Genomic DNA, 25,234 nt, shown 5'->3' with positions numbered 1-25,234 from the left:
AGATGTCATCCGGCTCGAATAGCGGCCCATCCAGAACCAGCCACCAACGACCATCAAGCATGCGCGTTCTCGACATCGATTGAATACCTTCAGCGAGTGTCAGGGCATCCTCAACATCCACACGGAGATACCTAACGGTGTACCATATGTCCGGGAGCAGGATTTTTGGCAGCAGACCAAAGCCACAGCGGCCTGAAAAGCCGGATACTATTATCGCAGATGCTTAGGATACCCTGGTCGATTTGCCACAGGGAACGATGCGGACAGGTACGAAGGGGTACGATCAGGCAGCGTTGCGCAGCTTGGTGGCTTTACCCTCGGCGGCCCTGTGCACCATCTTTACCAGCCGCTTCGAATCCCTGAGGATCTCCGACTTGGGAAAGAAGCCGAGCGCACCACGATCGATCGAATTCGCCGCGGCTTCGCCGTGACTGGTCAACATGATCGCGTGGGTGCGATCGTGAATTGCGTCGAGCAATGCCAAGCCATCGATTCCCGGCATCGCAATATCGAGCGTCGTCACTTGTGGATGGAGAACATCAATCATTCGGATCGCCGTCGCGGCATCCGCCGCCGAACCGACGAGCGTGATGTCCGGCTCGCGTCCCAGCACTTCCTCGAGCATGGCCCGGATTGTCACGGAATCGTCGACGATCAGCACACGAATAACGGACATGGTCCCCACTCCCGCAAGCCTATATCCTAAGCCTGCCTTCGCATAGTGAACAGCCGGAAAAGGTGCGAAAGGTGAGTTTATCTAAACCGTCGATCACGATTGCTTAAACACGATCGCCAGCAGGACTTGGACCGGATGCCTGATGTGACGACCTGACGTTGCTCAAGCGATCGCGGAGGCGGGGGGATCACGATGGTGTCGGAGATGTTGGCCGTCTGCGGTACGACAATTTTCGGGACAAGAATGAGGAATAGCTGCCGTTTCCGGGTCAAGCTTCTCCCCGGCCCTTGTTCGAGTTCAAATTTTTGGCCAGCCCACGGGGGAGTGGATGTGCGCCGGCCCCAGCCTCAGCAGCCAGCCGGAGACCGGCCGTCCCCTTCAGGCTGTAGCTCACCGGTACCCTCGCCTGTGGAGTTCGCTGCTTCAGGCCGCGCCCGGTCAAAGGCCAAGCGCGGGGCCGAGCGCATTTTTCAAAGGCGCGAGCCAGGGCTCGTAGTTGCGCCAGCGCCCGAGCCCCTCCGCGTCGATCGGTCGGCGAACCTGCTCGGCACTGGGTGTGTGGACGGCTCTCGGGTTCTCATGGAAGCGCAGACAGGACTCATCGAATGGCAAACCCAGATAGGCGAGCAGCCTTCGGACCTCGCCTTCGAGATTCTCGACCACATGCTCATATTGCACCCGAAAGATCCTGCCGGGCAGGACCGTCTCGAAATGGTCGATCGCCCTGACATAATCCCGATAATAGCGGCCCAGATTCTCCAGATCGGTCGGAAAGCTTGTTTCGCGATTGAAATAGGTCGTGAAGCACGACACGCAGCACGCCAGCGGCCGGCGCCTCACGTCGATTATCCTGGCGTTCGGCAGGATCAGGTGGATCAGCGCGACATACTGCCAGTTCGACGGCATCTTGTCGGTAAAGAATGGCCGCTCGGTCCCCGCGCGGCGTCGTGCCGAGTGGAGGTAGGATTCTCCCAGATCGCGAAGCTCCGCGTCGCCCGAGCCGGCGATCGCCTGCGGCCACGCCGCTCGCGAGGCACCCGCGCCGTCAAGGCCGGCGGCGAGCTTCTGCAGCTCGAACAATTCTCCGAGACCTTCGACCATGGGATGACTGGCCAGGATCTGCTCGATCAGCGTCGAGCCCGAGCGCGGCATGCCGACAATGAAGATCGGATCGGGCGCGTCGCACCCAGATTCCAAGCGTCGGGCGAACAACCCGGCCGTGAACACGGTTTCCATCTGATCAACGAGATCGCTCAGCATTTCGGCATCATAGCGAATCAGCGCGCGCCGAATCTCGCCGGCTGCCTCATAATGCCGGAACGACTGCTCGAACCTGCGTTGATCGCCCAAAGCCTTGCCGAGTGCGAAATGGAGCTGGAGCCGGTTCAGATCGTCGCCTGCTTCCTGCAGCGCCTGCTCGAGCGACGCGATGTCTCCCGCATCGAATCCAATGGTCCGGATGCCGGCGAGACCAGTCCAGGCGAAGCCGTTTCGCGGATCGAGCGCCAACGATTTTCGATAAGCGGCGATGGCGTCCTCCGCGCGGCCGACCGCCTTCAGCGCGCCGGCATAGTTCGTCCAGGGAATCGAGGCGCCTGGCACCCGCGCGACCAGCGTCTCATGGACGGCAAGCGCTTCGTCCATGCGGTGCTCGGACCCCAGCAGGCTCGCCTTGAGCGACAGGGCCCAGACGCTATCCGGCTGGCGCGCGATCACATCGTCGACCAGCGCGACCGCTTCCCCGGCACGCCCGAGGCGGCACAGCAACGCGGCGAGATCGACATGGGCGCGGGCAGACGCCGGCGCGCGCGCGACGGCGCGTCGCAGCAATTGCTCGGTTTCAGTGAAAGAGCCCGTCGCCGCGGGCGGGTGAACATTCTCCATGGACGCCGACGCTAGGCGAATCGCCGCTGGTTGCAACCATCGCCCTGTACCGCGATCATCCGTGCCTTGAGCGGCAGAGCGGGATTCAAAAGGTCACCTGGAAGCCGGCATGGGCGCGCAGCGTGTTGCTGTTGCCGAAATTGCCCAGAGCCGTGTTGCCGGAAACCTCGGAGTAGATCGTGTACCGCCCACTGCCCCAGCTGTAGCTGCCGCCGATGCCGAGCTCGCCCCGGAGACGATCGTCGCGTCGCAGCAACGGCGTGCCGGAGACGTCGACGCGCGTACCATCGAGCATCTCATATTCGATGTTGGCGATACCGTAGAGGTGCCTGCGCGCGGTCTGGCCGTTGGCTTGGCTCCAGCTCTTCTGATGGTCGAGCGAGATGCCGAGCCTTCCGAGCAGGCTGTCGGAGTCCCCTGCCGAGACGATGGCGCCGGCCAGATCGACGAAGCGGTCGAACCGCATGTTCGAATGGATGATCTGCGCCTGCGGCGTGACACTGAGTCCGTCGGCCACAGTCATGCGCTGGCCGATCTCCAGGCTGAACGCCTCGCCCATCGCGTCATTATTATCGGCGAGCCGGCCAAGCAGACCGGAGTCGAGATCGCTGTAGGACCATGTCACCTGCGCCTGTGCGTCGGCATAGAAGCCGCCCTTGCCGTACCAGGTGAGGGTCGCGCCGACGCCATAGCCCTCGGTGTCGATCTTGCCGTTGCCGAAGCGCGAGCGGACACGCGCGTCGGCTTTCCCGTAACGCGCAGTGAGGGCGTAGACGAGCGCACCGCTGTCGGCGTCGATCAGCTCTGCATCGACGCCCAACTGGAGCATCCAGTCGTCGATGTCGAGGTCAGCAGCCGTGGTCGACGCCGCCGGTTCCGTACGATGACGGTTGGCTTCCATGCGGCCCCAGATGCCGAAGCCCGAATTGGTGAAGCCGGCCCATTGCCGGTTGCCGATCCGCTGCTGCAGCGTGGGTAGGCGATTGAGCGTCTGCAGCGTCTGTGTATAGGATTCGTAGAGCGGCACGCCGGGCTGGTAGAGCGGTGTCTGAGGCTGGTTGGGCGCATCGAGCAGGCTGGAGCGCAGGTACCAATCGCCATCGGCCGGCGTCGAGACCCCGCCCAGGAACAGCCGGTAGCCGAACGCGCCTGCGATCACCGCCGGGCTACCCTCGAACTTGTAATCGCCGTTGAGCGTGAAGGTGCCTGCCGAGGTGCCACCGGTCACGTCGATGATCTTGATACCCTCGACCGTCTGTCCGCCGAGCCCGCCGCGGTTGCGCACGTCGATCGCGGTCGTCCCCGAGGTGCCGCCCGCGATCACCAGCCGGTCGGCCTGCGACCCGTCGCCGCCGAGCGCCGCCTCGATCTCGAGCGTGCCGCCCGAGCCGGCATAGCTGCCGGCCGTCAGCGTGCCGAACCCGTCGCGGCCCGGCGCGACGATGCCGGCATTGGCGATGCCGCCGACCGAACCGGTGCCTTCGAGCCGGCTCCCCGCATTGACTGCGACCGCGCTGCCCAGCCTGCCGGTGACCGCCAACGTGCCGGCCGAAACGGTAGTGGCGCCGGTATAGCCGCTGTTGTCGCCGGTCAGAAGCAGCGAGCCCGACCCCGCCTTGGTCAGCGCGCCGGGCCCAGAGAGCAAGCCACCCAGGGTGAAGGTGGTCGCGTCGGCCGTCGAGATCGTTCCCGCTCCCGCCAGCGTGACCGTGCGGCCGCTGGTGAGGTCCGCGCTGGTCGCGAGCGTGCCGCCGTCAAGTGTCACGCCGCCCGAAGCGGCGCCCAGATTGGCGTCGGCCGACACTCGCAGCGTGCCCCCGTTCACCAGCGTGCCGCCGGTGTAGCTGTTGGTGCCGCCGAGCACGAGCGTGCCCGCATCGGTCTTGACCAGCTGCGTGCTGCCCGAGAGCGCGGAATTGATCGTGGCGGTGAACCCGGCACCTGCCGCGCTGCCGTCGCCGACCCTGACGACCGACTGCGGGCCCGTCAGCGCGATGGGATTTCCGGTGAGCGTATAACCGTTCGCCGCGAACTGCATGCCGGCCGCCGTCACCTGGCCGAGGCCGTTATCGACCGTCACCGTGCCGCCGGTGCCGCCGAACACCGCGAAGGCACCGTCGCTATAAGGCGCGTTCACCGCCCCGTTGGTGTTGGTCCAATTGTCGTTGCCGGTGCTGTTCTGCCAGGTGCCGTTGCCGCCGTTGATGACCCCGTTGTTCTTGGGGCCAGCCGCGCCGTCCCAGAAATTGAGCATGAGGCCCGCTGAATTGACGAGGTTCACCTGGCCCGCGACGGAAGTCTGGACATCGACATCGCTGCCAGCGGGCAGCGCCCCCAAGGTCAGGCCGTTGTCGGTCAGCGTGCCGCCATAGTTGAACACGCGGTACACGCCGACGTCGAACGCGCCGCCCGCAGGTACGCTCACGTTGATCGTGCCGTCGAGAACCAGGTTGCCGCCGACGTCGACGAGATCGTTGAGCGCGCCGCCCGCCACATTGGCCTGCCCGAACTCCCAGGCGAGCGTGACGCCGGCCGCGAGCGACAAGCCACCGTTGATCGTGAGCGTCCCCGCGCCGCCCGCGCCCGGAGTCAGCGTTGCGCCGTCGGCGAGGGCGACGTTGCCGCCGATCGTGCCCGTGCCGCCAAGGCTCGCTCCCGAGGCGACGCTGGTGGCACCGGTCGCTCCGCTCTGATTGCCGTTCACGAGCAGCGTACCGGCGACCACCGCGGTGGTCCCCGTGTAGCTGCCGGCACCCGAGAGCACGAGCGTGCCGCCTCCGCTCTTGATCAGCCCGCCTGTTCCGGTCACCGCACCGCCGAGGCTCAGAGTGGTGCCGGCGTCGGTGAGAAACGTGCCGGCTCCGGCCAGATCGATCGCGCGCGCCGAGCTCATGTTCGCGCCGGTATTGAGCGTGCCGCCATTGAGGCTCAGCCCGCCAGCGACGGCGCCGAGATTGGCGTCGGCCGAGACGCGGACAGTGCCGCCGTTGATCGCGGTGCCGCCGGCGTAGCTGTTGGTGCCGGTCAGCACGAGCGTGCCGGCGTCGGTCTTGACCAACTGGGTGGCGCCGATGATCGCGCTGCCGATGGTCGCGGTGTAGCCGGCTCCCGCCGCGGTGCCGTCGCCGACCCGGATCACCGATTGCGGGCCGGTGAGCGTCAGGTCGCCTCCGATGACCGTGTAGCCACCGGTCGCGAACTGGAGGCCAGATGCGGTAACCGCCCCCAGGGCGTTGTCGATCGTGACCGTTCCGGGGGTGCCGGTGAAGATCGCGAACGCGCCGTCGTCATAGCCGGCATTGACCGCGCCGGTGGCATCGGCCCAATTGTCGTTGCCCGTACCGGCCTGCCAGATGCCGCCGCCGCCGTTGACCGCATTGTTGAACTTGGGCCCGGCAGCGCCGTCCCAGAAATTGAGCAGCGCGGAGGCCATGTTGATCAAATTGACCTGATTGGCGACCGAAGTCTGGACGAACACGTTGGAACCGGCTGGCAGAGTGCCGATTGCCAGGCCATTGTCAGTGAGCGTGCCGGCATAGTTGGCGATCCGGTAGAGGCCGATGTCGAATGCCCCGCCCGGCGTGACCGCGACATCGATCGTGCCGTCGAGGGTCAGGTCGCCGCCGACATTGACCACGTCGTTGAGCGGATTGCCCGGTGCATTGGCCGCGCCGAAGTCGAAGCCGAGGTGCGCGCCCGCTCCCATCGACAGGTTGCCGTTGATCGTGAGCGTGCCCGGGCCGCCGGTGCCGGGCGCGAGCGTGCCGTCGCCGAGCAGGACGTTCCCGCCGAGCGTGCCGGTGCCGCCGAGCGTCGCGTTCGCGGCAACCGCCGTGAGGCCCGTCGCGGCCGACTGGTCGCCGTTGATCAGCAGCGTGCCCGCCGACACCCGCGTCGCGCCGGTGTAGCTGTTGGCGGCGGTGAGGATGGTCGTGCCTGTGCCGGTCTGGAGTAGCTCACCGCTGCCCGAGATAGTGCCCGCCAGCGTGAGCGTGTCCGAACGATTGACCGCAAACCTGGCATTGTTGACGACGTTGCCCAGAATGCTTCCAGTCGTCCCGCCCTCGCCGAGCTGCAGCAGGCCGGCAGTGATCGTCGTGCCTCCGGTGTAATTGTGGTCCGCTCGGAGGATGAGCGTGCCGGCGCCGTCCTTGACGAGCGCGCCGGGGCCGGAGACGATTCCGCCGAGTACGAGCCCCGCGCCTTGGGTGAAGAACGTGCCCGTACCGCCAAGCGTGACGGCTCGGTTGGACCCGAAGGTGCCGGTGGTGCGCAGCGTGCCGCCGTTGAAGCTGAGGCCGCTTGCCGCGTCGCCGAGATTGGCGTCGCTCGAGACGCTGAGCGTGCCGCCGTTGATCGCGGTGCCGCCCATGTAGCTGTTAACGCCGGTCAGGACGAGCGTGCCGCCCATGTCCTTGACCAGCTGCGCCGAGCCGGTGAGGACGCTGCTGACCGTGGTGGTGATCGCGGCATCGCCCGCGCCGCCGTCGCCGACCCGGACGAACGCCTGGGCACCGGTCAGCGTCAGCGGTTGGCCCACGATGGTGTAGCCGCCGACGGTGAACTGCATACCGGCCGAAAGAACATTGCCCCCGCTGTTGTCGACGGTGACGGTCCCGCCGGTGCCCTGGAAGATCGCGAAGCTGCCTTGGGCATAGTCGGCGTTGACCGCACCATTGACCTCGGTCCAATTGTTCGCGCCGCCGCCCAGCACCCAAATGCCGTTGCCGCCCTGAATGGTGCCGTCATTCTTGGGTCCGGCCGCACCATCCCAGAAGTTGAGGGTGAGGCCGGCGGTGTTGACCAGGTTGACTTGGTTCGCGACCGCAGTCTGGACGAATGCGGTCCCGCTCGGCAGGCTGCCGACCGTCAGGCCATTGTCGGTGAGCGTGCCGGCATAATTGATGACCCGGTAGACGCCCGGACCGAAGCTGCCGCCCGGCGCTTGCGTCACGTCGATCGTGCCGTCGAGGGTCAGGTTGCCGCCGACATTGACGAGATCGTTGAGCGGACCGCCCGACACACTCGCCTGGCCGAACTCGAAGGCAAGCTGCGAGCCGCTGCCGAGGACGAGGTTGCCGTTGATCGTCAACGCACCGACGCCGTTGCTGCCTGCCGCCAGCGTGCCGCCATCGGCCACGCTCACATTGCCGCCGACGATGCCCGTGCCGCCGAGCGTCGCACCGGAGACGACACTGGTGAGCCCGGTCGCGCCGGACTGGTCGCCCTCGATCAGGAGGGTGCCTGCCGTGACACTGGTCGCGCCCGTATAGCTGTTGCCACCGGTCAGGATCGTCGTGCCGGTACCGACCTGGATGAGCGCACCACCGCCGGAAATAGTGCCGCCGAAGGTCATTGTGTCCGACCGGTCCAAGACCAACAGCCCGTTGTCGAGCACATCGCCCGCGATGCTGCCGCTCGTGCCGCCATTGCCAAGCTGCAGGGTGCCCGCACTGATCGTGGTGCCGCCGGTATATGTGTTGGCGCCAGTAAGGATCGTGGTGCCCGGGCCGGCCTGCTCGACGCGTCCGGTGCCCGAGATGACGTTCGCGAACGTCACCTGATCGGAGCGATCGAAGACGAGTGCGGCATTGTCGACCACATCGCCGGTGATGCTGCCCGTCGTTCCGCCGGCGCCGAGCTGGAGAATGCCCGCGCTGATCGTGGTGCCGCCGCCATAGCTGTTGGCACCAGTGAGGATCGTCGTTCCCGAGCCGATCTGGCTGACCGATCCGCTGCCGGTGATGGTGCCCGCAAGGGTCAGGCTGTCGGAGCGGTTGAGCAGGAGCGCGCCGTTGTCGACGATGTCGCCCGTGATGCTGCCGGTCGTACCGCCATTGCCGAGCTGCAGCATGCCTGCGGCAATGGTGGTGCCGCCGCCATAGGCACTGTCCGCGGTCAGGACCAGCGAACCGGCGCCCTGCTTGGTCAGCGCCCCGGCGCCGGAGATCGCGCCGTCCAGCGTCAGCGTCGTGCCGCCGTCGGTGAGGAATGTGCCCGCGCCGGCGAGGTTGACGGCGCGGCTCGAGGTGAGGTCAGCGGTCGTGTTGAGCGTGCCGCCGCCCAGCGTGATCCCGCCCGCGGCCGCGCCGAGATTGACGTCGGCCGAGATCCGCAGCGTGCCGCCGTTGATCGTCGTGCCGCCGGTGTAGCTGTTGGTACCGGTCAGCACGAGCGTGCCGGCATCGGTCTTGGTCAGGCCCGCCGCCCCGGTGAGCTCCGCGTCGATGGTCGCGGTATAGCCCGCACCGCCTGCGCTGCCGTCGCCGACCTGCACGATCGCCTGCGCGCCGGTAAGCGTCAGCGGGCCGCCGTCGACGACATAGCCGTCGCTTGCGAACTGCATGCCCGTAGCAAGGACGTCGCCGCCCACATTGCTGACGCTCACCGTGCCGGCTGGGCCCGAGAAGATCGCGAAGCTGTTCTGGGCATAATCGGCGTTCACCGTGCCGTTCTGATCGGTCCAGTTGTTGGTGCCGCCGCCCACGCGCCACACGCCGTCGCCGCCATTGACCGCGCCGTCATTCTTGGGACCCGCATTGCCATCCCAGAAGCTCAACGTCAGGCCCGCAGTGTTGACGAGATTGACCTGTCCCGCGACCGCCGTTTGCACCGACACCGCGCTGCCGCCCGGCATCGTGCCGAGCGTCAGGCCGTTATCGGTAAGCGCGCCGCCATAGTTGAACACGCGGAAGATGCCGGGACCGAAGCTGCCGCCGGCCGGCACCGACACGTTGATCGTGCCGGCCAGCGTCAGATTGCCGCCCACATTGACGAGGTCGTTGAGCGCCCCGCCCGCGACATTCGCCTGGCCGAACGCGAAGTCGAGCACCGAGCCGGACCCGAGTGCGAGATCGCCATTGATGGTGAGCGTTCCGACATTGTTGGTGCCGGCCGCCAGCGTTGCGCCGTCGGCAAGCATCACATTGCCGCCGATAATACCCGAGCCGCCAAGCGTCGCGCCCGAGGCGATGCTCATCGCGCCCGTTGCCGCCGACTGGTCGCCGTTCACGAACAGGCTGCCCGCAGCAACCGCAGTAGCGCCGGCATAGCTGTTGGCGCCGGTGAGCACGAGCGTGCCCGCACCATCCTTGGTGAACCCGCCGGCGCCCGCGATCGGACCGGTCAGCGTCAGTGTCGTCCCCGTGTCGGTGAGCAGGGTTCCCGCGCCGAGCAGGTTCGCCGCGCGGTTCGCGGCGATATCCGCTGTCGTGTTGAGGGTACCGCCATCGAGGCTGAGCCCGCCTGCAGCGTCGCCAAGATTGGCGTCGCTGGATATCCGCAGCGTGCCCGCATTGATCCGCGTGCCGCCGGTGTAGCTGTTCGTGCCGGTGAGGACGAGCGTGCCGAGGTCCGTCTTCACCAGCTCCGCCGCACCGGCCAGCACCGACGCGATGGTGGTCGTATAGCCTGCCCCCGCCGCGGAGCCGTCGCCTACGCGGACGATCGCCTGCGGCCCGACGATATTGAGGGCATCGCCTTCGATCCGGTAGCCGTCGGTCGCGAACTGCATGCCCGCCACGTTGATCGCGCCGAGCCCCTGATCGACCGTGACCGTTCCGGCCGCGCCGCCGAAGATCGCAAAGGCGCTGTCGAGGAAGGGCGCGTTGATCGATGCGTCGTCGAGCGTCCAATTGTCGTTGCCCGACACGTTCTGCCAAATGCCGTCGCCGCCGGTGATGATACCGTCGTTGCGGCCGCCCGCGGCGCCGTCCCAGAAGCGCAGCGCAAGACCATCGGTGTTGATCAGGTTGACCTGATGGGCGACCGAGGTCTGTACATAGAAGTCGGTGCCTGCGGGGATGGTGCCGATCGCCAGGCTATTGTCGGTCAGCGTACCGGCATAGTTGATCACCCGGTAGATGCCCGGGCCGAAGGTGCCGCCGGGGCTTGTCGTCACGTTGAGCGTGCCGTCGAGGGAGATGTCGCCGCCGACATTGACCAGGTCGTTAAGCGCGCCGCCCGGCGTGTTCGCCTGGCCGAAATCATAGTTGAGCGTCGCGCCGCCCGCCAGCGCGAGGTTTCCGTTGATCGCGAGGGTACCCGGACCGGCAGTGCCGCCCGGTGCCAGGATGCCGCCTGCGGCGATCGTGACATCGCCGCCGATCGTGCCGGTGCCGCCGAGCGTCGCACCCGAGGCGACGCCGGTCGGCCCGGTCGCCGCGGCCTGGTCGCCATTGATCAGCAGCGTGCCCGCGCCGACCGTCGTCGTGCCGGAATAGCTGTTGCTCCCGGTCAAGGTGGTCGTGCCTGCACCGATCTGATTGACGCCGCCGGTCCCGGAGATCAGCCCGGCGAAGGTCGCCGCGTCCGATCGGTTGAAGGCCAGGGTGGCGTTATCGACGACGTCGCCGACAATGCTGCCGGTCGCGCCGCCGTTGCCGATCTGGAGCGTGCCCGCACTGATCGTCGTGCCGCCGGTATAGCTGCTGCTCCCCGTTAGGATGGTGGTGCCGGCGCCCGATTGGCTGACCGTTCCTGAACCCGAGACCGCGCCGGCGAAGGTCGCGACATCCGACCGGTTGAACGCCAGCGCGCCATTATCGATGACATCTCCGACGATGCTGCCGGTCGCGCCGCTGTTGCCGAGCTGGAGCGTGCCCGCGCTGATCGTGGTGCCGCCGGCATAATTGTTCGCCGCCGTCAGGACGAGAGTGCCCGTGCCGCCCTTATTGAGCGCGCCCGCGCCCGAGATCACCCCGCCGAGCGTCAGGCTGGTCCCGGTGTCGGTAAGGAATCTGCCGGAACCGGCGAGATCGGCGGCACGGTTGGAGGTGAATGTGGCGGTGGTGTTGAGCGTGCCGCCGTTGAAACTCAGGCCACCGCTTGCCGCACCGAGATTGGCGTCGCCGGCGATACGAAGCGTGCCGCCATTGACCGCAGTGCCGCCGGTGTACGTATTGATGCCGGTCAGCACCAGCGTGCCGCCGAGGTCCTTGACGAGCCGTGCCGAGCCGGCGAGCTCGGCAGAGACCGTGGCGGTGAGGCCCGGATCTGCCGGACTGCCGTCGCCGACACGCACCAGGGCGTCCGCGCCGGTCAGCGTCAGCGGCCCTCCGGCGATCGTATAGCCGTCGGTCGTGAACTGCATGCCGGCGGCAAGGACGTTGCCGGCGCCGTTGTCCACGGTGACCGTGCCGCCAGTGCTCTGGAAGATCGCAAAGCTGTTCTGCGCATAATCGGCGTTCACGATGCCGCTGACCTCGGTCCAGTCATTGGCCCCGCCGCCGAGGCGCCAGACCCCGTTGCCGCCCTGGATCGCACCGTCGTTCTTCGGCTGACCCGCGCCGTCCCAGAAATTGAGCGTGAGGCCGGCCGTGTTCGCCAGGTTGACCTGATTGGCGACCGCGGTCTGGACGAACACATTGCTGCCCGGCGGCATCGTGCCGATGGCGAGCCCGTTATTGGTCAGCGTGCCCGCATAGTTGAACATGCGATAGACGCCGGGGCCGAAGCTACCGCCCGCCGTCTGCGTGACGTTGACTGTCCCATCGAGCGTGAGGTTGCCGCCGACATTGACGAGATCGTTGAGCGGCCCACCCGGCGTGTTCCCCTGGCCGAACTCAAAGGCGAGCAGCGACGCGTTGCCGAGCGCGAGGTTGCCGTTGATCGCCAGCACGCCGACGCCATTGCTGCCCGCCGCCAGCGTGCCGCCGTCCGCAACGCTCACGCCGCCGCCGCCGATCGTGCCGGTGCCGCCCAGCGTCGCGCCAGAGGCCACGGTCGTGAGCCCGGTCGCGCCAGCTTGGTTGCCGTTGACGAGGAGCGTTCCGGCATTGACGCTTGTCGGGCCGGCATAGGTGTTCGCGGCGGCGAGGATCGTCGTGCCCGGACCGGACTGGGTGACGGATCCGCCGCCGATGATCGTACCACCCATGGCGAGCGTGCCGGACCGGTTGAACACCAAAGCGCCGTTGTTGAGGACATTGCCGAGGACGCTGCCGGTCGCGCCGCCATTGCCGACCTGCAGGGTACCTGCGGTGATCGTCGTGCCGCCGGTATAGCTGTTGTCCGCCGCCAGAGTGAGCGTGCCGGTGCCGGTCTTGGTCAGTGTGCCCGGACCCGAAACCGCGCCGCCCAAGGTCAGCGTCGTGCCGGGGTCAGTGAGGAAGGTGCTCGCGCCCGCCAGTGCGGTAGCGCGGCCGGACGTGAAACTCGCCGTGGTATTAAGCGTCCCGCCATTGATGGTCAGCCCGCCGCTCGCCGCGCCGAGATTGGCGTCGCTCGACACCTGGAGCGTGCCGGCGGTGATGCTGGTGCCGCCCGAATAGCTGTTGGTGCCGGTAAGGATCGTCGTGCCCGCGCCAATCTGGCTGACCGTGCCGCTCCCCGAGATCGTTCCGCCGAAGCTGTAGATGTTCGACCGGTTGAACGCGAGCGTACCATTGTTCACGACATTGCCGACGATGCTGCCGGTCGTCCCGCCATTGCCGAGCTGGAGCGTGCCCTGCGCCACGGTCGTCCCGCCGGTATAGGTGCTGGTGCCGGTCAGCACCGTGGTGCCGGTGCCGAGTTGCTGGACCACGCCGGTTCCCTGGATATTACCGCCGATGGTCAGTGTGTTCGACCGGTTGAAGCCGAGCACGCCGGCATTGTTGATCGTGCTGCTGACGATCGAGCCGGCCGTGCCGCCATTACCGATGATCAGCGTGCCGGCATTGACGTTGGTCAGCCCGGTAAAGCTGTTGGTGCCGGTCAGGATCCACTTGCCGGAATCGTTCTTGGCGAGCGACGTGATGTTGGCTGCGTTCTGGTCGCCGATCGTCGCGCCCATGATGTTATCGCCGGTGTTGGTGCCGCCGAGCGCCATCACGCGCGCGCCTGTGCCCGAATAGGATACCGCGCCGTTATTCGTGAAATTGACCGCGCCGGTGCCCGAGGATTCGATGAAGGTCGATCCGACGGCCAGAGTGAAGCGCCGATCGGTGCTGTCGCCGACGCCGGTGTAGCGCAGCGTCGAACCGCTGCCGATGATCAGGTTCGAGGCGGCGTTCGACGAAGCGCCGATGCTGCTGCCGGTGCCGCCGTTGGACAGTTTGTCGACGCCGAGCACGCCGCCCAGTATTTGGGTGGCGCCGGTATAGGCGCTGTTCGGATTGGTCAGGATCCAGGTGCCGGCGTCGACCTTGGTGAAGGAGGTGACACCGGCGCCATTGTTGTTGATCTGCAGCGCGAAGCTGTTGTTGCCAGCATTGGTGCCGCCCAGGACAACCGTTTGGGCAGTGTTCGGACTCGCGAAGATGAGCGCGCCCGTATTGGTGAAATTGAGGGCGCCGGTACCGGACGAGCGTATCTGCGCCGAGCCGCCGACGGTCATCAGCCGGTCGGTGCTGTTGCCGGTGCCGATATAGGTGAGCAGGGCATTGTTGACGACGAGGTTGCTGGCGGCGTTGCTCGACGCGCCGATCGAGCTGTTGGCGCCGCCATTGGTCAGGCATTGCACGATCACCTGACCGCCGCTCACGGTGGTGGTGCCCGTGTAATTGCTGTTGCAGCCGGTAAGATACTGCGTGTTTACGCCGGATTTGACGAAATTGCCGGTGCCGGTGATGATCCCCGCAAAGGTCGAATCTCCCGAGGTGACCGTCAGGGTGCCAGAGCCGAGCTGGACATTGCCGCCGGTATTGCCTCCACCGAGCAATTGGCTCGTGGTAATGTTGAACCCGTTGAGGTCGAGCACTGCACCGGCGACGTCGGCGAGCTGCAGGTAAGCCGTGCCGAACGCCGTCGCCGAGCCGGCCCGAAGGATACCTCCCTGAACGTGGGTTCCAGCGGTGTATGTGTTGTTGCCGCTCATCACCAGCGTGCCGGGGCCGTTCTTGTACAATCCTCCCACACCGGTGGCCGTTCCGCTGAACTCCAGGGTGGTGGCGGCGTTGGCCACATCGACGAGCCCCCAACCGCCGATGAGCTGGATGCCGCGATTGGTCGTGACGCTGCCGCCGGTATAAGACAGCCAACCGCTGCCCCCGATCTGCAGATTGGCGGGCGCGCTCGTCGATGCGCCGATCCCGCTGTTGACGCCGCCATTGGCCAGGCAATTGGTGCTGATGATTCCGCCGTTGATGATGGTCGGGCCGGTGTAGCTGTTGTTGCAGCCGACGAGCGTCTGGTTGCCCCCGCCGAGACGCGTCACGCCGCCGGTGCCGCTGATCGCGCCCGAATAGGTGCCGTTGCCACCGTTGAGCGTCAGCGTGGCCGTGCCCAAGGTAACATTGCCGCCGGTCGTGCCGCCGCCCTGGAGGAAGTTAAACGTCGTGTTGATATTATTGAGGTCGAGCGTCGCGCCGGCGACGTTGGCCATTGTCACTCCCGAGGTGCCGAAGGATTGGGCGGAACAGGCGCGCAGCGTTCCGGCGCTGACCACCGTGCCCCCGGTGTAGGTGTTGGTGCCGCACAACGTCAAAGTGCCCGCGCCCGACTTGACGAGCTGACCGCCGCCCACCGCCGCGCCGCTCAGCGTCAGCGTCGAAGCCCCATTGGCGACATCGATTACGCCGCTGTTGCCGACCGCAGGGCCAAGCGTGAAACCGCGGTCGCTCGAAACCGTCGCGCCGGTATATTGCAGCGTGCCGCTACTCGTTAGGACCAGATTGCCCGACGCGCTGCTGGACGCGCCGATCCCGCTCACCAGGCCCCCATTGGCCAGCGTGTCGACCGACAATATGCCGCCGGCGACGGTCGTGATTCCGGTGTAATTGTTGGTGTCGTTGGCTAGCGTCAGCGTGCCCGCGCCGATCTTGGTGAGACTGGCGCCGTCGGGGCTCGTGACCAGGCCGCCGAAGGTCAGATTGGCGGCTCCGTTAGTGACCTCGACCGTGCCGCCCAGAATCGCCCCGGACTTGGAGATGGTGAAACCGCGGTCGCTCGCTATCGTGCCGCCGGTATATCGGAGCGTGCTGCCCTGGATGTTGAGGTTGGACGATGCCGCCGACGACGCGCCGATGCTGCTCGCCGAACCGCCGTTGGCGATGCTGTTGACCGACAATATGCCCTGCGCCACGGTAGTCGCGCCGGTATAGCTGCTGGCGGCGTTGGTCAGGGTGACGAGGCCGGTGCCGGCCTTGGTGAAACCGGTGGCCGCGCCATTGTCGACAATCTGGGACGCGATTGTGAAATTGCCGGTGCCGTTCTGCTGGATGCCCAGCACGCCGCCACCGCCGGACAGACCGGTAAGCGAGCCTCCGGTGATGGTCTGATTGTTCGCCCCTACCGAAGGCGCGACGATGATGGTTCCGTCGACACCCAGCGTCTGGCCGGCGGCGACGGTGACGGTGGTGGTCGCGTCCGGCGTGGTGAACTGCAGCCCGCCGAGCTGGATGCTGCTGCCGACGGTGCCGAAATAACTGTCGGGATCGCCGTCGCTGTCGGAGATGAACTCGCCGGCGAGCCAGGTGGAGGCGTCGTCCTTGTCGACATAATCGGCGGGCGTGAAGGCGACGATATTGCCGCCGACAACCTTGGCATAGTCGGTGCCGTTGACCGTGGCCCAGCCGCCCAACACCGTATCGGTGGTGGTGATGTTGCCGCTCGACGGCAGGTTGAAATTGATCAGTCCTGAGGTGCGGTTGATGTCGCCCAGATTGACGGTCATGCTGCCGCCGGCGCCCGAGATCGCGCCGATGATATTGTTGCCAGCGGTGATGTTGAGGCCGTCGAAGCTCTGGGTGTTGGCCTCGCCCGTCGCGCCCGTCACCGTCAGCGCGCCGCCGCTCATGTTGAGCGTCGAGGCGCTGCTGATGATGTCGCTGGCCGGGCCGCCGGCCGGCGCGAAGTTGAGCGCCAGCGTGCCGCCCAGGATCGTCGTGTCGCCGATATAGGTGCTGGCGCCGCTCAGCGTCTGGATGCCGGCGCCGGCCTTGGTGAGGCCGCCCGTGCCGGTGATGCTGCCGGCATAGCTGCTGTTGACCGCGGCATTGATGGTCAGATTGGCGCTGCCGAGCGCGACCTGGCCGCCCGTGCCGTTCAGCGTCGGGAAGACCTGGCCAAAGCCGTTCAGGTCGAGCGTGCCGCCGTTGACAGTAACCCCTGTCAACGTGCCCAGCGCGGAGGCACTGCCGACCTGCAGCGTGCCGTTGTTGACGGTCACCGTCCCGGTGCGCGTATTGGCGCCGGTCAGCGACCAGGTGCCGCCGCCATCGCCGATCAGATTGCCGGTGCCGGAAATGACGCCCGAGATGGTGTTGGTCCCGGCAAAAGTCCCGCCGAGGGTGAGGTTGTCGGTCCCTCCGGCCGTAAAGGCTAAATTGCCGCTGAGACCCAGCGATCCGGTCCCGTTATTCTCGATCGAGTTGGCATTGTCGCTCGTCCAGTTGCGATTGCTGCTCGCTACGGCGCCCGTGTAGATCAGATGACCATTGCTCAAGGCGATCGTCGAACCTGCCCCAAGCGAGCTGGCCACCCCGTTGTCCGCCATCACCGGCACGATGACATTGCCGCCGCCAGCCAGAATCGCTTGTCCGGTGAAGGTGTTCGCTGCTCCCAGCGTCACTGTACGTCCGGCCGCTGGATTGAATTGGTAACGCCCGCCAGCCGCGCTGCCCAGCACGCCGGTCACCGCAACGTCGGCGGTGTTGGCCCAGAACAGCATAAATCCGCCGCCGGAACCGGCGAGGGCGACATCGCCGGTGAGGGTCAGCGTGCCGGTGCCGTCATTCCGCACAAAGGCACCGTTGGCGACGACATTCCAGTTCCGGTTCGAGCTGTCGCCATCCCCCAGATAGAGAAGATAGTCCTCATATTGGCTCTGCTGGCCCCACTGAATCGTGCCGTTGGCGACGGTCGTGGGCGCACCCAGAGAGCTCGCCACGCCAAGGTCGGCGATCGAGGTGAAGCTGGTGGCGCAGACGCCGTTGCAGCCGAAGAAGCGCGTCACGCCGGTATAGTTGCTGTTGTTGTTGCTGAGCGTGACACCCAGCCCGACATTGAGATTGCCGCTGCCGGTATAGAGCATGCCGCCCGTGCCGACCCCGTTGACCCCGAGCGTCGCACCGGCGCCGATCGTGACCGTCCGGCTGGATGTGCCGCTATTGATGACGAGCCCGGTGCTGGAGCCGGCCGTGGTCGTGATGGCATTGCCCGCGGCGCCGAGCGCGGCATCATCGTCGGCGGCCAACTGGCCGGCGCTGAGCGTGATCCCGCCGCTGAACGTGTTGGTGCCGGTCAGAAAAAGCTGGCCGCTACCCGTCTTGGTGAGACCGTTGGTCCCCGCGACGATCGAATTGATCGTCGTGTTGCCGATCGCGTTGACCGTGGGCGTCGTGCCGGCGAGCGTCAGCGTGTTGCCGTTGAGTACCCAATTGTGCACCGACTGGAAGGTCATGTTGTGGACGGTGATCGGCTCGGTGAGCGTCACCGTGCCGACGGTCGTGGTCGTGCCAGCCGCGGTGATGCCGAAGATGGCGTTGTCGAGCGCGGCGTTGTTCCACGTCCGGTAAGGCCCCAGCACGTCGCTGTTGGACTCGCTCCACACCGGAACGCTCGTATTCCAGTCGCCGTTTCCGCCGCTGCCGGTCGCCGTCCCGTTGGCGTCCCAATAGCGGTCCTGGCCCTGCGCATGCGCGACCGAAGGCAATGCGAACAACGCGAGCGCGGAAAGCGATGCACCGCACAACAGGCGAGCCGGCTTGCACTTGGCGCGGCGCTGCCCGATCGGTCCGATACCGTCACTCATTTCGCATCCCCTGAGTCTAAGGTGCAGCGTTCCGCGCTCTTCGGTACCGGTGCGATGAGCACCGCACGCGCCGGATGAAGAACCGGGATTTGGAAAGAGCGGCGCGCCGGCAGACGCGTGGCGAGGGACCTACCGGTCGCGCATCTTGGAGGCGCAACCACGCGATACTGCCATCTACCTTGGGCAGCCATGTCATTTACGGTTGCCGTTTCAATGGATTACGCACGTCAATCCTTACAGGCTAACGGGCTGCTAGGGCACGGCGCTCAATTCATACTTTTCTCTGGTAAAATCTTCGAACATCGCTCGTTGATTTCGCCATTTGTAGTTCATTACGGTGGCATATTAAATGCTCTGTGTCAACGAACCGCGCTAATTCTATGATCGAGAAGGTTAATATCGAATATTATCTTCTTTAATATTTATTAAATACTTATGTGAACGGCACATGCCTTTTCAGACTGAAGGAACCAGCAATCTGCAATTCCGGCTCAACCGACGCGACCCGGACTGCCCTCGAGAGGATATCGACCGGCTGTCGCGCGGACGTTAATGGCCGTCCCATGCAAATTCGTGCCGTCACTCCCGCAGACCGCCCGCAGCTGTGGACCATCCTTGAGCCCGTGATCCGCGCCGGCGAAACCTGGGCGCTCGATCGCGGGATGAACGAAGAAGCGGCCTGGGCATATTGGACCGCATCCGATCGCCAGGCTTTCGTGGCGGAAGAGGATGGCAGGCTGCTCGGGGCCTATTTCCTGCGAGCCAACTATCCGGGCGGTGGCGCCCATATCGCGAATACGGGTTATATGGTCGCGCAGGACGCGGGCGGGCGTGGCGTCGGCCGGTCGCTCTGCCGGCATTCGATGGAGACCGCGAAGGCGCAGGGCTTCCGTGCGATGCAGTTCAACTTCGTCGTCTCGACCAATGCGCCCGCCATGCACCTGTGGCAATCGCTGGGCTTCGAGATCATCGGCCGGGTGCCGGGCGGCTTCCGCCATCCCACGCTAGGCGACGTCGATTCGGTGATGATGTTCCGGGAGCTGTGAGACGAGCCAAGTGGCACTCGGACGAGGTTCGCTCCAAGCGCCGGGCTGAGCAGATATGTGGGACGCCACGCTCGTCAAGGCGCACGCCTGCCGGAAGAACTTGAGAGGGCCTGACTCCCGATTTCAGGTTCGCATCAAACCGACTGCCTTCGTCTGAACCGCCATGCCGCGAGCAGCCCCATAATTGCGGCAACCGCCAGAAGCTGTGCGATCTTGATCAATGCATCGGTCCGCACTGCGGCAGCGTTCTCTTCCTGCCACGACCAGCGCGGGAAATGCGCAAAATCGACCTCGACGATGGCGATCCCGTTCCGGACCCGCGGCACGAAATAGTCTCTCCAGCGTTCATGGTAGCCGATGACCTGCTGCTTGAACTGCTCGTAGCGCCGTGTCCCGTTACCGGCGAGCGAGGCCATCCCCTCGTTGGCGACGATCGCGGGCGAGATGAAGCTGAACCGATCGACCAGCGCCTGCTGTGCAGCAAGCTGGCGATCGAACCGCGACAGCAACTCGGTCAGCCGCTGGTCGACGAATTCATCCATCAGGTAGAAAGCGCGCATACGCGGCGCCACCTCCAGATGGCCGTTCTCGGGCAAGAGCATTTCGGGCCGATCGACATATTCCTGGCTGAACAGATTTTGGTAGCGGCTGAGTCCGTCGGCGGTGACGAGGCGGGTCTGGGTGGCGAGGTCGGTCCGCGAGGGTGCCGGATGCACGCTGGATACGGCGAGGTTCAGGACCACCGGCACCACCAGCACGAGGAGAACCCAGGTAGCGATTAGCAGCAGCGCATTGGTTGCCGATGCCCGCCCGAGCGAGTTGATAAGCGCGCTCAGCGCGAACCAGAACAGTCCGTAGGCGATGACCAGCGCCGTCCAGAGGACGAGAACGCCGAGCGCCGCGCCGTCCAGGACTGCGTGGCGCGTGATGAGCAGCGCGAGCGCCGGTACGGGCACTGCCAAGCCGATGATGACGCCCGCGCGCACCAGAGTCTTCGCCAGCACCAAACGCGGCAACGTCAGCGGCTGCGAGAGCAGCATCCGGAGCGTGCCCTGGTCGCGTTCGACCGAGAGCATGTTGAAGCTGATCGCAAAGATGAACAGCGGGAACATGTAGACCAGCACGAAGGCAAGATCGAACTGGCCGCTCAAGAGCTTCCACGGACTTTCGATCTCACCCGCTTCCAGGAATTTCGCGCGGCTCCCGAACGTTACCTGATAATAGTCGGCGAGCATATCCGATTGCCCGGCCGCTACGGGGGACAGCGCCCGTGTTGGAAGGATCGCATATTGAGCGCCCATGCTGCCGCCGATCATGGAGGGATCCACCGGGTTGGCGAAGCGCTCCGGCGGTTGCTGCCGCGTCATCACCCTGCGCCATAGCGCGACGTTGTCCGCGTTCGTCTTGGCCTGGGCTGCGACGAGCGATCGCACCACCCCTTCTCGCTGTCGGGTTTCGTGGAGCCCGGTAAAGAAGCCGTAGAGCAGCAGGACTGCGAACAGCGCGGCGATGACCGGAAGCGTTCGGTCCGCGATCATCACGCGCAGCTCATGCCGCATGATGAGCACTAAGGTGGATTTCTGGGGAGGAGCCATGATCAAAGTGGCCTGCGCGGGGTCAGGAGGAGCGCGGCAGCGGCGGCCAGCAGGAGCGTCACGAACAACACCGCGGCACTGAGCCAACCAGCGCGCCAGGCGAAGCCGATACCAGCCATTCGATATTCGAACTTCGGCACCTTGGCCCAGAAGCTCTTGTCGGCCTTGTAGGCGAAATGCTGGTTGCCGAGCGGATCGTCGTGCGCGACGAGATCGGCGCTCACCATGTCCTGAATCTTGCGGCGATGACGCTCGGCTGCAGTGGCGAAATTCCGGTGCTGGGCGAAATCGGTGCCCGCCATCGCCATCGAAAACGACCGCAGCGCCAGTGTCGGCGCGACGAACCCCGACAATTCCTGCGCATGCCGTTGGCGCTCGAAATTATCCCATAGCGCGCCGAAATGTCGATCGAAGACGCCATAGCCGGCTTGATCGTTCTTCGCGAGCGCGGCGCCCCATTTGTTGAGCGGCAGATCCGGGCTCCAGGCGCTGTTGACGCCGAACTCCTCGCGCCAGACCCGGCGCTGAGCCTTGTCGAGATCCTGGTCCAGCGCCCGGTTGAACTCGGTCCGCGACGGCGAAGGGAAGGATACGTCCGAGAGATCGGAGATCGCGCGGGGCAGGAGCACGGCGCTGGCGATCCAGATCCCCAGCAAGGCGATCAGCGCCATTCGCGAGGTCCGGATTCGCGCCGAAACCGCCAGTACGACGAATATCCATATACCGACATAGACCGCATAGCCGAGCGCGAGGCTCACCAGGCGCGCGATCGTGTCGGCCAGTCGCGAGGGTTCCGATTGGATCAGTGCGGCGGCGGCGCCGATCGCACCGGCCGGCAGCAACAGGATCGCGATCGACCCGGCGAGTGCCAGCGCCTTGCCAGCCAACAACGATCGCGCCGAGACCCCCAGGCTCATCACCTGCCGGAGCGTTCCATGCTCGCGCTCGCCGGCGAAGGCGTTGAAGCCGAGGATGATGACGAGCAGAGGCCCCAGCACCTGCAGCACCCAGGCGCCTGAAAGCGTGCCGAAGCGCTGCAGGCCAGTCGCATCCTGCGCCGGCGAGAATTTCGTCTCGCTCTGCCGATGCGCCTGGAGCCACAATGTCGATCCGACATAGGGCTCGATCCCGGGATCGATGATCGACAGCGGCGGCTCGGGCTTGAAGACATGCATGCCCTGCTCGGCCGCATCGTGCGGATGCCGCGCAGGCTGGGCGACCCAGTCGTCATAGTCGAGCGCCTGGGCAGTCACGCGTTCGGCCTGCAGCACCGCCTGGCGTTGCCAGCCCACCGCGAGCGCCGTGAGCAGCAGCACCACGATCAGCCCGCCCGTCCGCAGCAGGCGGCCATCGCGCACGACCTCGCGGAAGTCTCGCGCGGCAATCAGGACGACCCCTCTCATGCGCTCATGTGCCTCAGGTAAAGCGCTTCGAGATCGCTGTGCGAGATGTCCTCGCTGCTCAGGCTTTCGACCAGATGGCCCTGCTTCATGATACCGATGCGGGTGCCGGTCTGCTTGGCATGGAACAGGTCGTGCGTGGTCGTCAGCACGGCGACGCCGCGCTCGCTCGCCTGTTTCATCAGGCGTCCGAATTCATTGGCGGCGCTCGGATCGAGCCCCGACGTCGGCTCGTCGAGCAGCAAAGCTTTCGCATTCTTTGCGAGCGCTATGGCGATGCCGACCTTCTGCCGCATGCCCTTGGAATAAGTCGAGACCCGGCGGTCGGCGGCGGCAGGATCGAGGCCCGCTTCCTTGAGCAACCCGATGAGCGTTTCGCGCGCGTGGCGTTCGCCGGTTGCCAGCGATGCAAAATATTTGAGGTTCTCGTAGCCGGACAGCACGCCGTAGAGCATGACGGTCTCAGGGATATAGGCGACATCGCGCTTGCACTCGGTCGGGTGCTCCGCAACCGAGCGGCCGTTGATCCTGACCTCTCCCGATGTGGGCTCGAGGAAATCGAGGAACAGGTTGACGAGCGTCGTCTTGCCGGCGCCGTTCGCGCCGAGCAGGCAATAGATCTCGCCGGGATCGACGCGCAGGCTGACAGCGTCGAGCGCGCGATTGCCGGCAAAAACCTTCGAAACTTCCAAAGCCTCGAGCATTCCGTAACCCCTCAAAGTGGGGAATCGGCACCGCTCCGATCCGCTCCACGGGAGGCTTGATATGATATAGCATATCTCATATCAAGCCTCCCGATTCAGGGCGGGAGCAGCATGTATATTCCTCTAAATTGTCGTCCGTTCGTAATGGGCCTCGGTGTCTCGGCGGCGTTCCTCTCACTGCCCGCCATGGGCCAGGAGGCGTCGGTCGCGCCGGACCGTGAAGCGGATGGCGATGAGATCATCGTCACCGGGAAGCCGCTCAACGCCGCGCTCGAGGTGAATGTCGGCGCATTCGGCGCCAAAAGTCCGCTGGACGTGCCATTGTCGATCGAGAGCTATGATGCAGCGGAGATCGCCAATCATGCGTCGCGCACCTTGCTCGATGTGCTCAAGGCAGACCCGTCCGTGCAAGCTGCATCCACGGGCGGAAACTACGACAATCTGAGGCTGCGCGGCTTCGCGATCGATTTCGTCAACACGCTGCGCCGCGATGGACTGTCGCTCGCCCCCTATCAGGACGTCCCCTTTGAAAATGTCGAGCGGATCGACGTCCTGAAGGGGCCTTCGGGGTTTCTTTATGGCTTCAACTCGCCGGGCGGGACGATCAACTACGTCGTCAAGCGTCCCAGCCGCGAGCGGTTTCTCACCGCCACCGCCGAGCTGACCACATTGCAGGGGCGCTATGGCGCCGTCGACGCCAGCACCGCCCTGCAGGACGGCAGTGTCGGAATTCGCGTCAACGCCGCCTATGAAAAGGACGGCGACTTCGGCCACGCGCGCGATCAGGAGCGGGCCTTCGCGAGCGCGGCCGTGGATATTCGTCTCAGCGACACGATGCTGCTGCAGCTGAGTGGGGACTATCAGTGGAAGGAGCTTGTCGCCGATCCGCTGCTGCGTGCCGACCAGTCCGGCAGAGCCAATCCGCTCGACCCGGCCAGTTATATCACGCCACCGCGCGTCGACCGGCGGGATCTGCTGGCGCCCTCCTGGTATCGCTACACAACCAAGGCCTACAATCTGGACGCCCGCTTCGAGGCGAAGGTCGCGGACGGCTGGACCGGCATCATCCAGGCCAACCGATCGCAGAATACGCGCCTGGGCGCCTTCACCGACTATTTCGATATTCAGCCGGACGGGAGGATCGGCCGTGCCGACCTGTTCTTCGACCCGTCGGCCCGCTTTCGGGTCACGTCGGCGCAAGCCTATCTGTCAGGCAAGTTTCAGGCGGGCGGCATCGGACACGAAATGTTCGTCGGGGCGTCGCACAAGGTCCAAGCCAACCGGTGGCCGGCCGTCTTTGTCGACAGCTCGATGGCGCCGCTCGAGGACATCTCGGTCGGCAATGTCCTCAATCCGGCGCAGCCTCCGGTCTTTGATCTCTCACCGTTGCCGAGAAGGGATTATTCGGGCCGCACCCGGGAAAGTTCGGTGTTCGCGAGCGATATCGTCACGCTTGCCGAGGCCGTACAGATCATGCTGGGCGGGCGTTACATCTGGTATCGCGCAACGCAGACAACGACTGCGTACGACGAAGCTGCCTTCGTCCCCACCGTTGGCGTTGTACTCAAGCCCCGGCGTGATCTCACGCTCTATGCAAATTATGCGCGCGGCCTCGAGACCGGCGCGTATGCGCCGAATACCACCAATAATGCCGGCACCCGGTCAGGACCGATCCGCTCGACGCAATATGAGCTAGGCGCCAAGGCCGATTTGGGCACTGCCTTCAATTTGGGCCTGGCGATTTTCCAGATCGAAAAGCAGGCCGGGTTCGTCAACTCCGCCAACTACTTCGTCGTCGACGGCGATTTCCGCCATCGGGGCGTGGAGGTGACGGTGAACGGTCGCCCGACACGCGGCATGACATTGTCGGCGCAGCTCGCCTATCTGGACACGAGCCTTCGGAACGTGATCGATCCGACGATAGTCGGCAAGCGGACGGAGGGCGTACCGAAGTGGCAGGGCGGCTTGTCCGCCGACTACGCCATCCCGGGCGCAGCGGGCCTCACGCTGAACGGCGCCGTTCGGTTCCTCTCGAACCGTCCGGTCGATGCGCAGAACAGCGGCTTCGTCGACGGCTATGCGCTGGTGGATGGCGGCCTCCGATATGAAACCGCGCTCGGCGGGACCCCGGTTGCCTTTCGCCTCATCGGCAAGAACCTGCTCAACCGCTATTACTACAGCAGCGTCTTCTATGCCGGCGGCTTGGAGGTCGGGCGGCCGAGGGAAATCACATTGTCCGCAAGCGTGCGGTTCTGA

At 65.5% G+C, this 25,234-nt stretch carries 8 protein-coding genes; 2 read left to right on the top strand and 6 right to left on the bottom strand.

Features of this window, described 5'->3' with window-relative positions; translation table 11 throughout:
• Nucleotides 1-283: 283 nt before the first annotated feature.
• The 3 genes from ASE13_RS03545 to ASE13_RS19705 all read right to left on the bottom strand — a co-directional run bounded on the left by ASE13_RS03545 (nucleotide 284) and on the right by ASE13_RS19705 (nucleotide 18,233).
• Nucleotides 284-676: a response regulator gene (locus ASE13_RS03545; protein WP_082596344.1), complete on the bottom strand. Its 393-nt coding sequence runs from the start codon at nucleotides 674-676 to the stop codon at nucleotides 284-286.
• A 438-nt stretch (nucleotides 677-1,114) separates the two neighbouring features.
• The gene (locus ASE13_RS03540) at nucleotides 1,115-2,560 is read right to left on the bottom strand and encodes a tetratricopeptide repeat-containing sulfotransferase family protein (protein ID WP_056611521.1); all 1,446 of its coding nucleotides are present in this window, start codon (nucleotides 2,558-2,560) and stop codon (nucleotides 1,115-1,117) included.
• A gap of 85 nt (nucleotides 2,561-2,645) precedes the next feature.
• Nucleotides 2,646-18,233 (bottom strand): autotransporter-associated beta strand repeat-containing protein, encoded by a 15,588-nt coding sequence (locus ASE13_RS19705; protein ID WP_056611519.1) that lies wholly within the window; start codon nucleotides 18,231-18,233, stop codon nucleotides 2,646-2,648.
• Between the two features lie 563 nt (nucleotides 18,234-18,796).
• Between ASE13_RS19705 and ASE13_RS03530 the strand changes: the two genes are divergently transcribed.
• Nucleotides 18,797-19,279 carry a GNAT family N-acetyltransferase gene (locus tag ASE13_RS03530; RefSeq protein WP_056611516.1) on the top strand — a complete coding sequence of 161 codons (483 nt, stop codon included), beginning with the start codon at nucleotides 18,797-18,799 and terminating at the stop codon, nucleotides 19,277-19,279.
• Between the two features lie 134 nt (nucleotides 19,280-19,413).
• On the opposite strand, the gene ASE13_RS03525 is transcribed toward ASE13_RS03530, so the two are convergent.
• From ASE13_RS03525 to ASE13_RS03515, 3 genes are read right to left on the bottom strand one after another with little or no spacing between them, the layout of a single operon-like run.
• Nucleotides 19,414-20,838 carry an ABC transporter permease subunit gene (locus ASE13_RS03525; RefSeq protein ID WP_162254662.1) on the bottom strand — a complete coding sequence of 475 codons (1,425 nt, stop codon included), beginning with the start codon at nucleotides 20,836-20,838 and terminating at the stop codon, nucleotides 19,414-19,416.
• 38 nt (nucleotides 20,839-20,876) lie between these two features.
• Complete coding sequence (locus tag ASE13_RS03520) at nucleotides 20,877-22,277, bottom strand: ABC transporter permease subunit (RefSeq protein ID WP_056611509.1); 1,401 nt, start codon at nucleotides 22,275-22,277, stop codon at nucleotides 20,877-20,879.
• Nucleotides 22,274-22,978: an ABC transporter ATP-binding protein gene (locus ASE13_RS03515; protein WP_056611507.1), complete on the bottom strand. Its 705-nt coding sequence runs from the start codon at nucleotides 22,976-22,978 to the stop codon at nucleotides 22,274-22,276. The genes ASE13_RS03520 and ASE13_RS03515 overlap by 4 nt, the downstream gene beginning before the upstream one ends.
• 144 nt (nucleotides 22,979-23,122) lie before the next feature.
• On the opposite strand from ASE13_RS03515, the gene ASE13_RS03510 reads away from it, so the two are divergent.
• A complete protein-coding gene (locus tag ASE13_RS03510; protein ID WP_056611503.1) occupies nucleotides 23,123-25,234 on the top strand; it encodes a TonB-dependent siderophore receptor in 2,112 nt (703 codons plus the stop codon).

The sequence above is a fragment of the Sphingomonas sp. Root241 genome (genome assembly GCF_001428865.1).
Lineage (GTDB): Bacteria > Pseudomonadota > Alphaproteobacteria > Sphingomonadales > Sphingomonadaceae > Sphingomonas.
The sequence above is the reverse complement of the archived record's forward strand: the minus strand, read 5'-3'. Positions and strand labels throughout refer to the sequence as shown.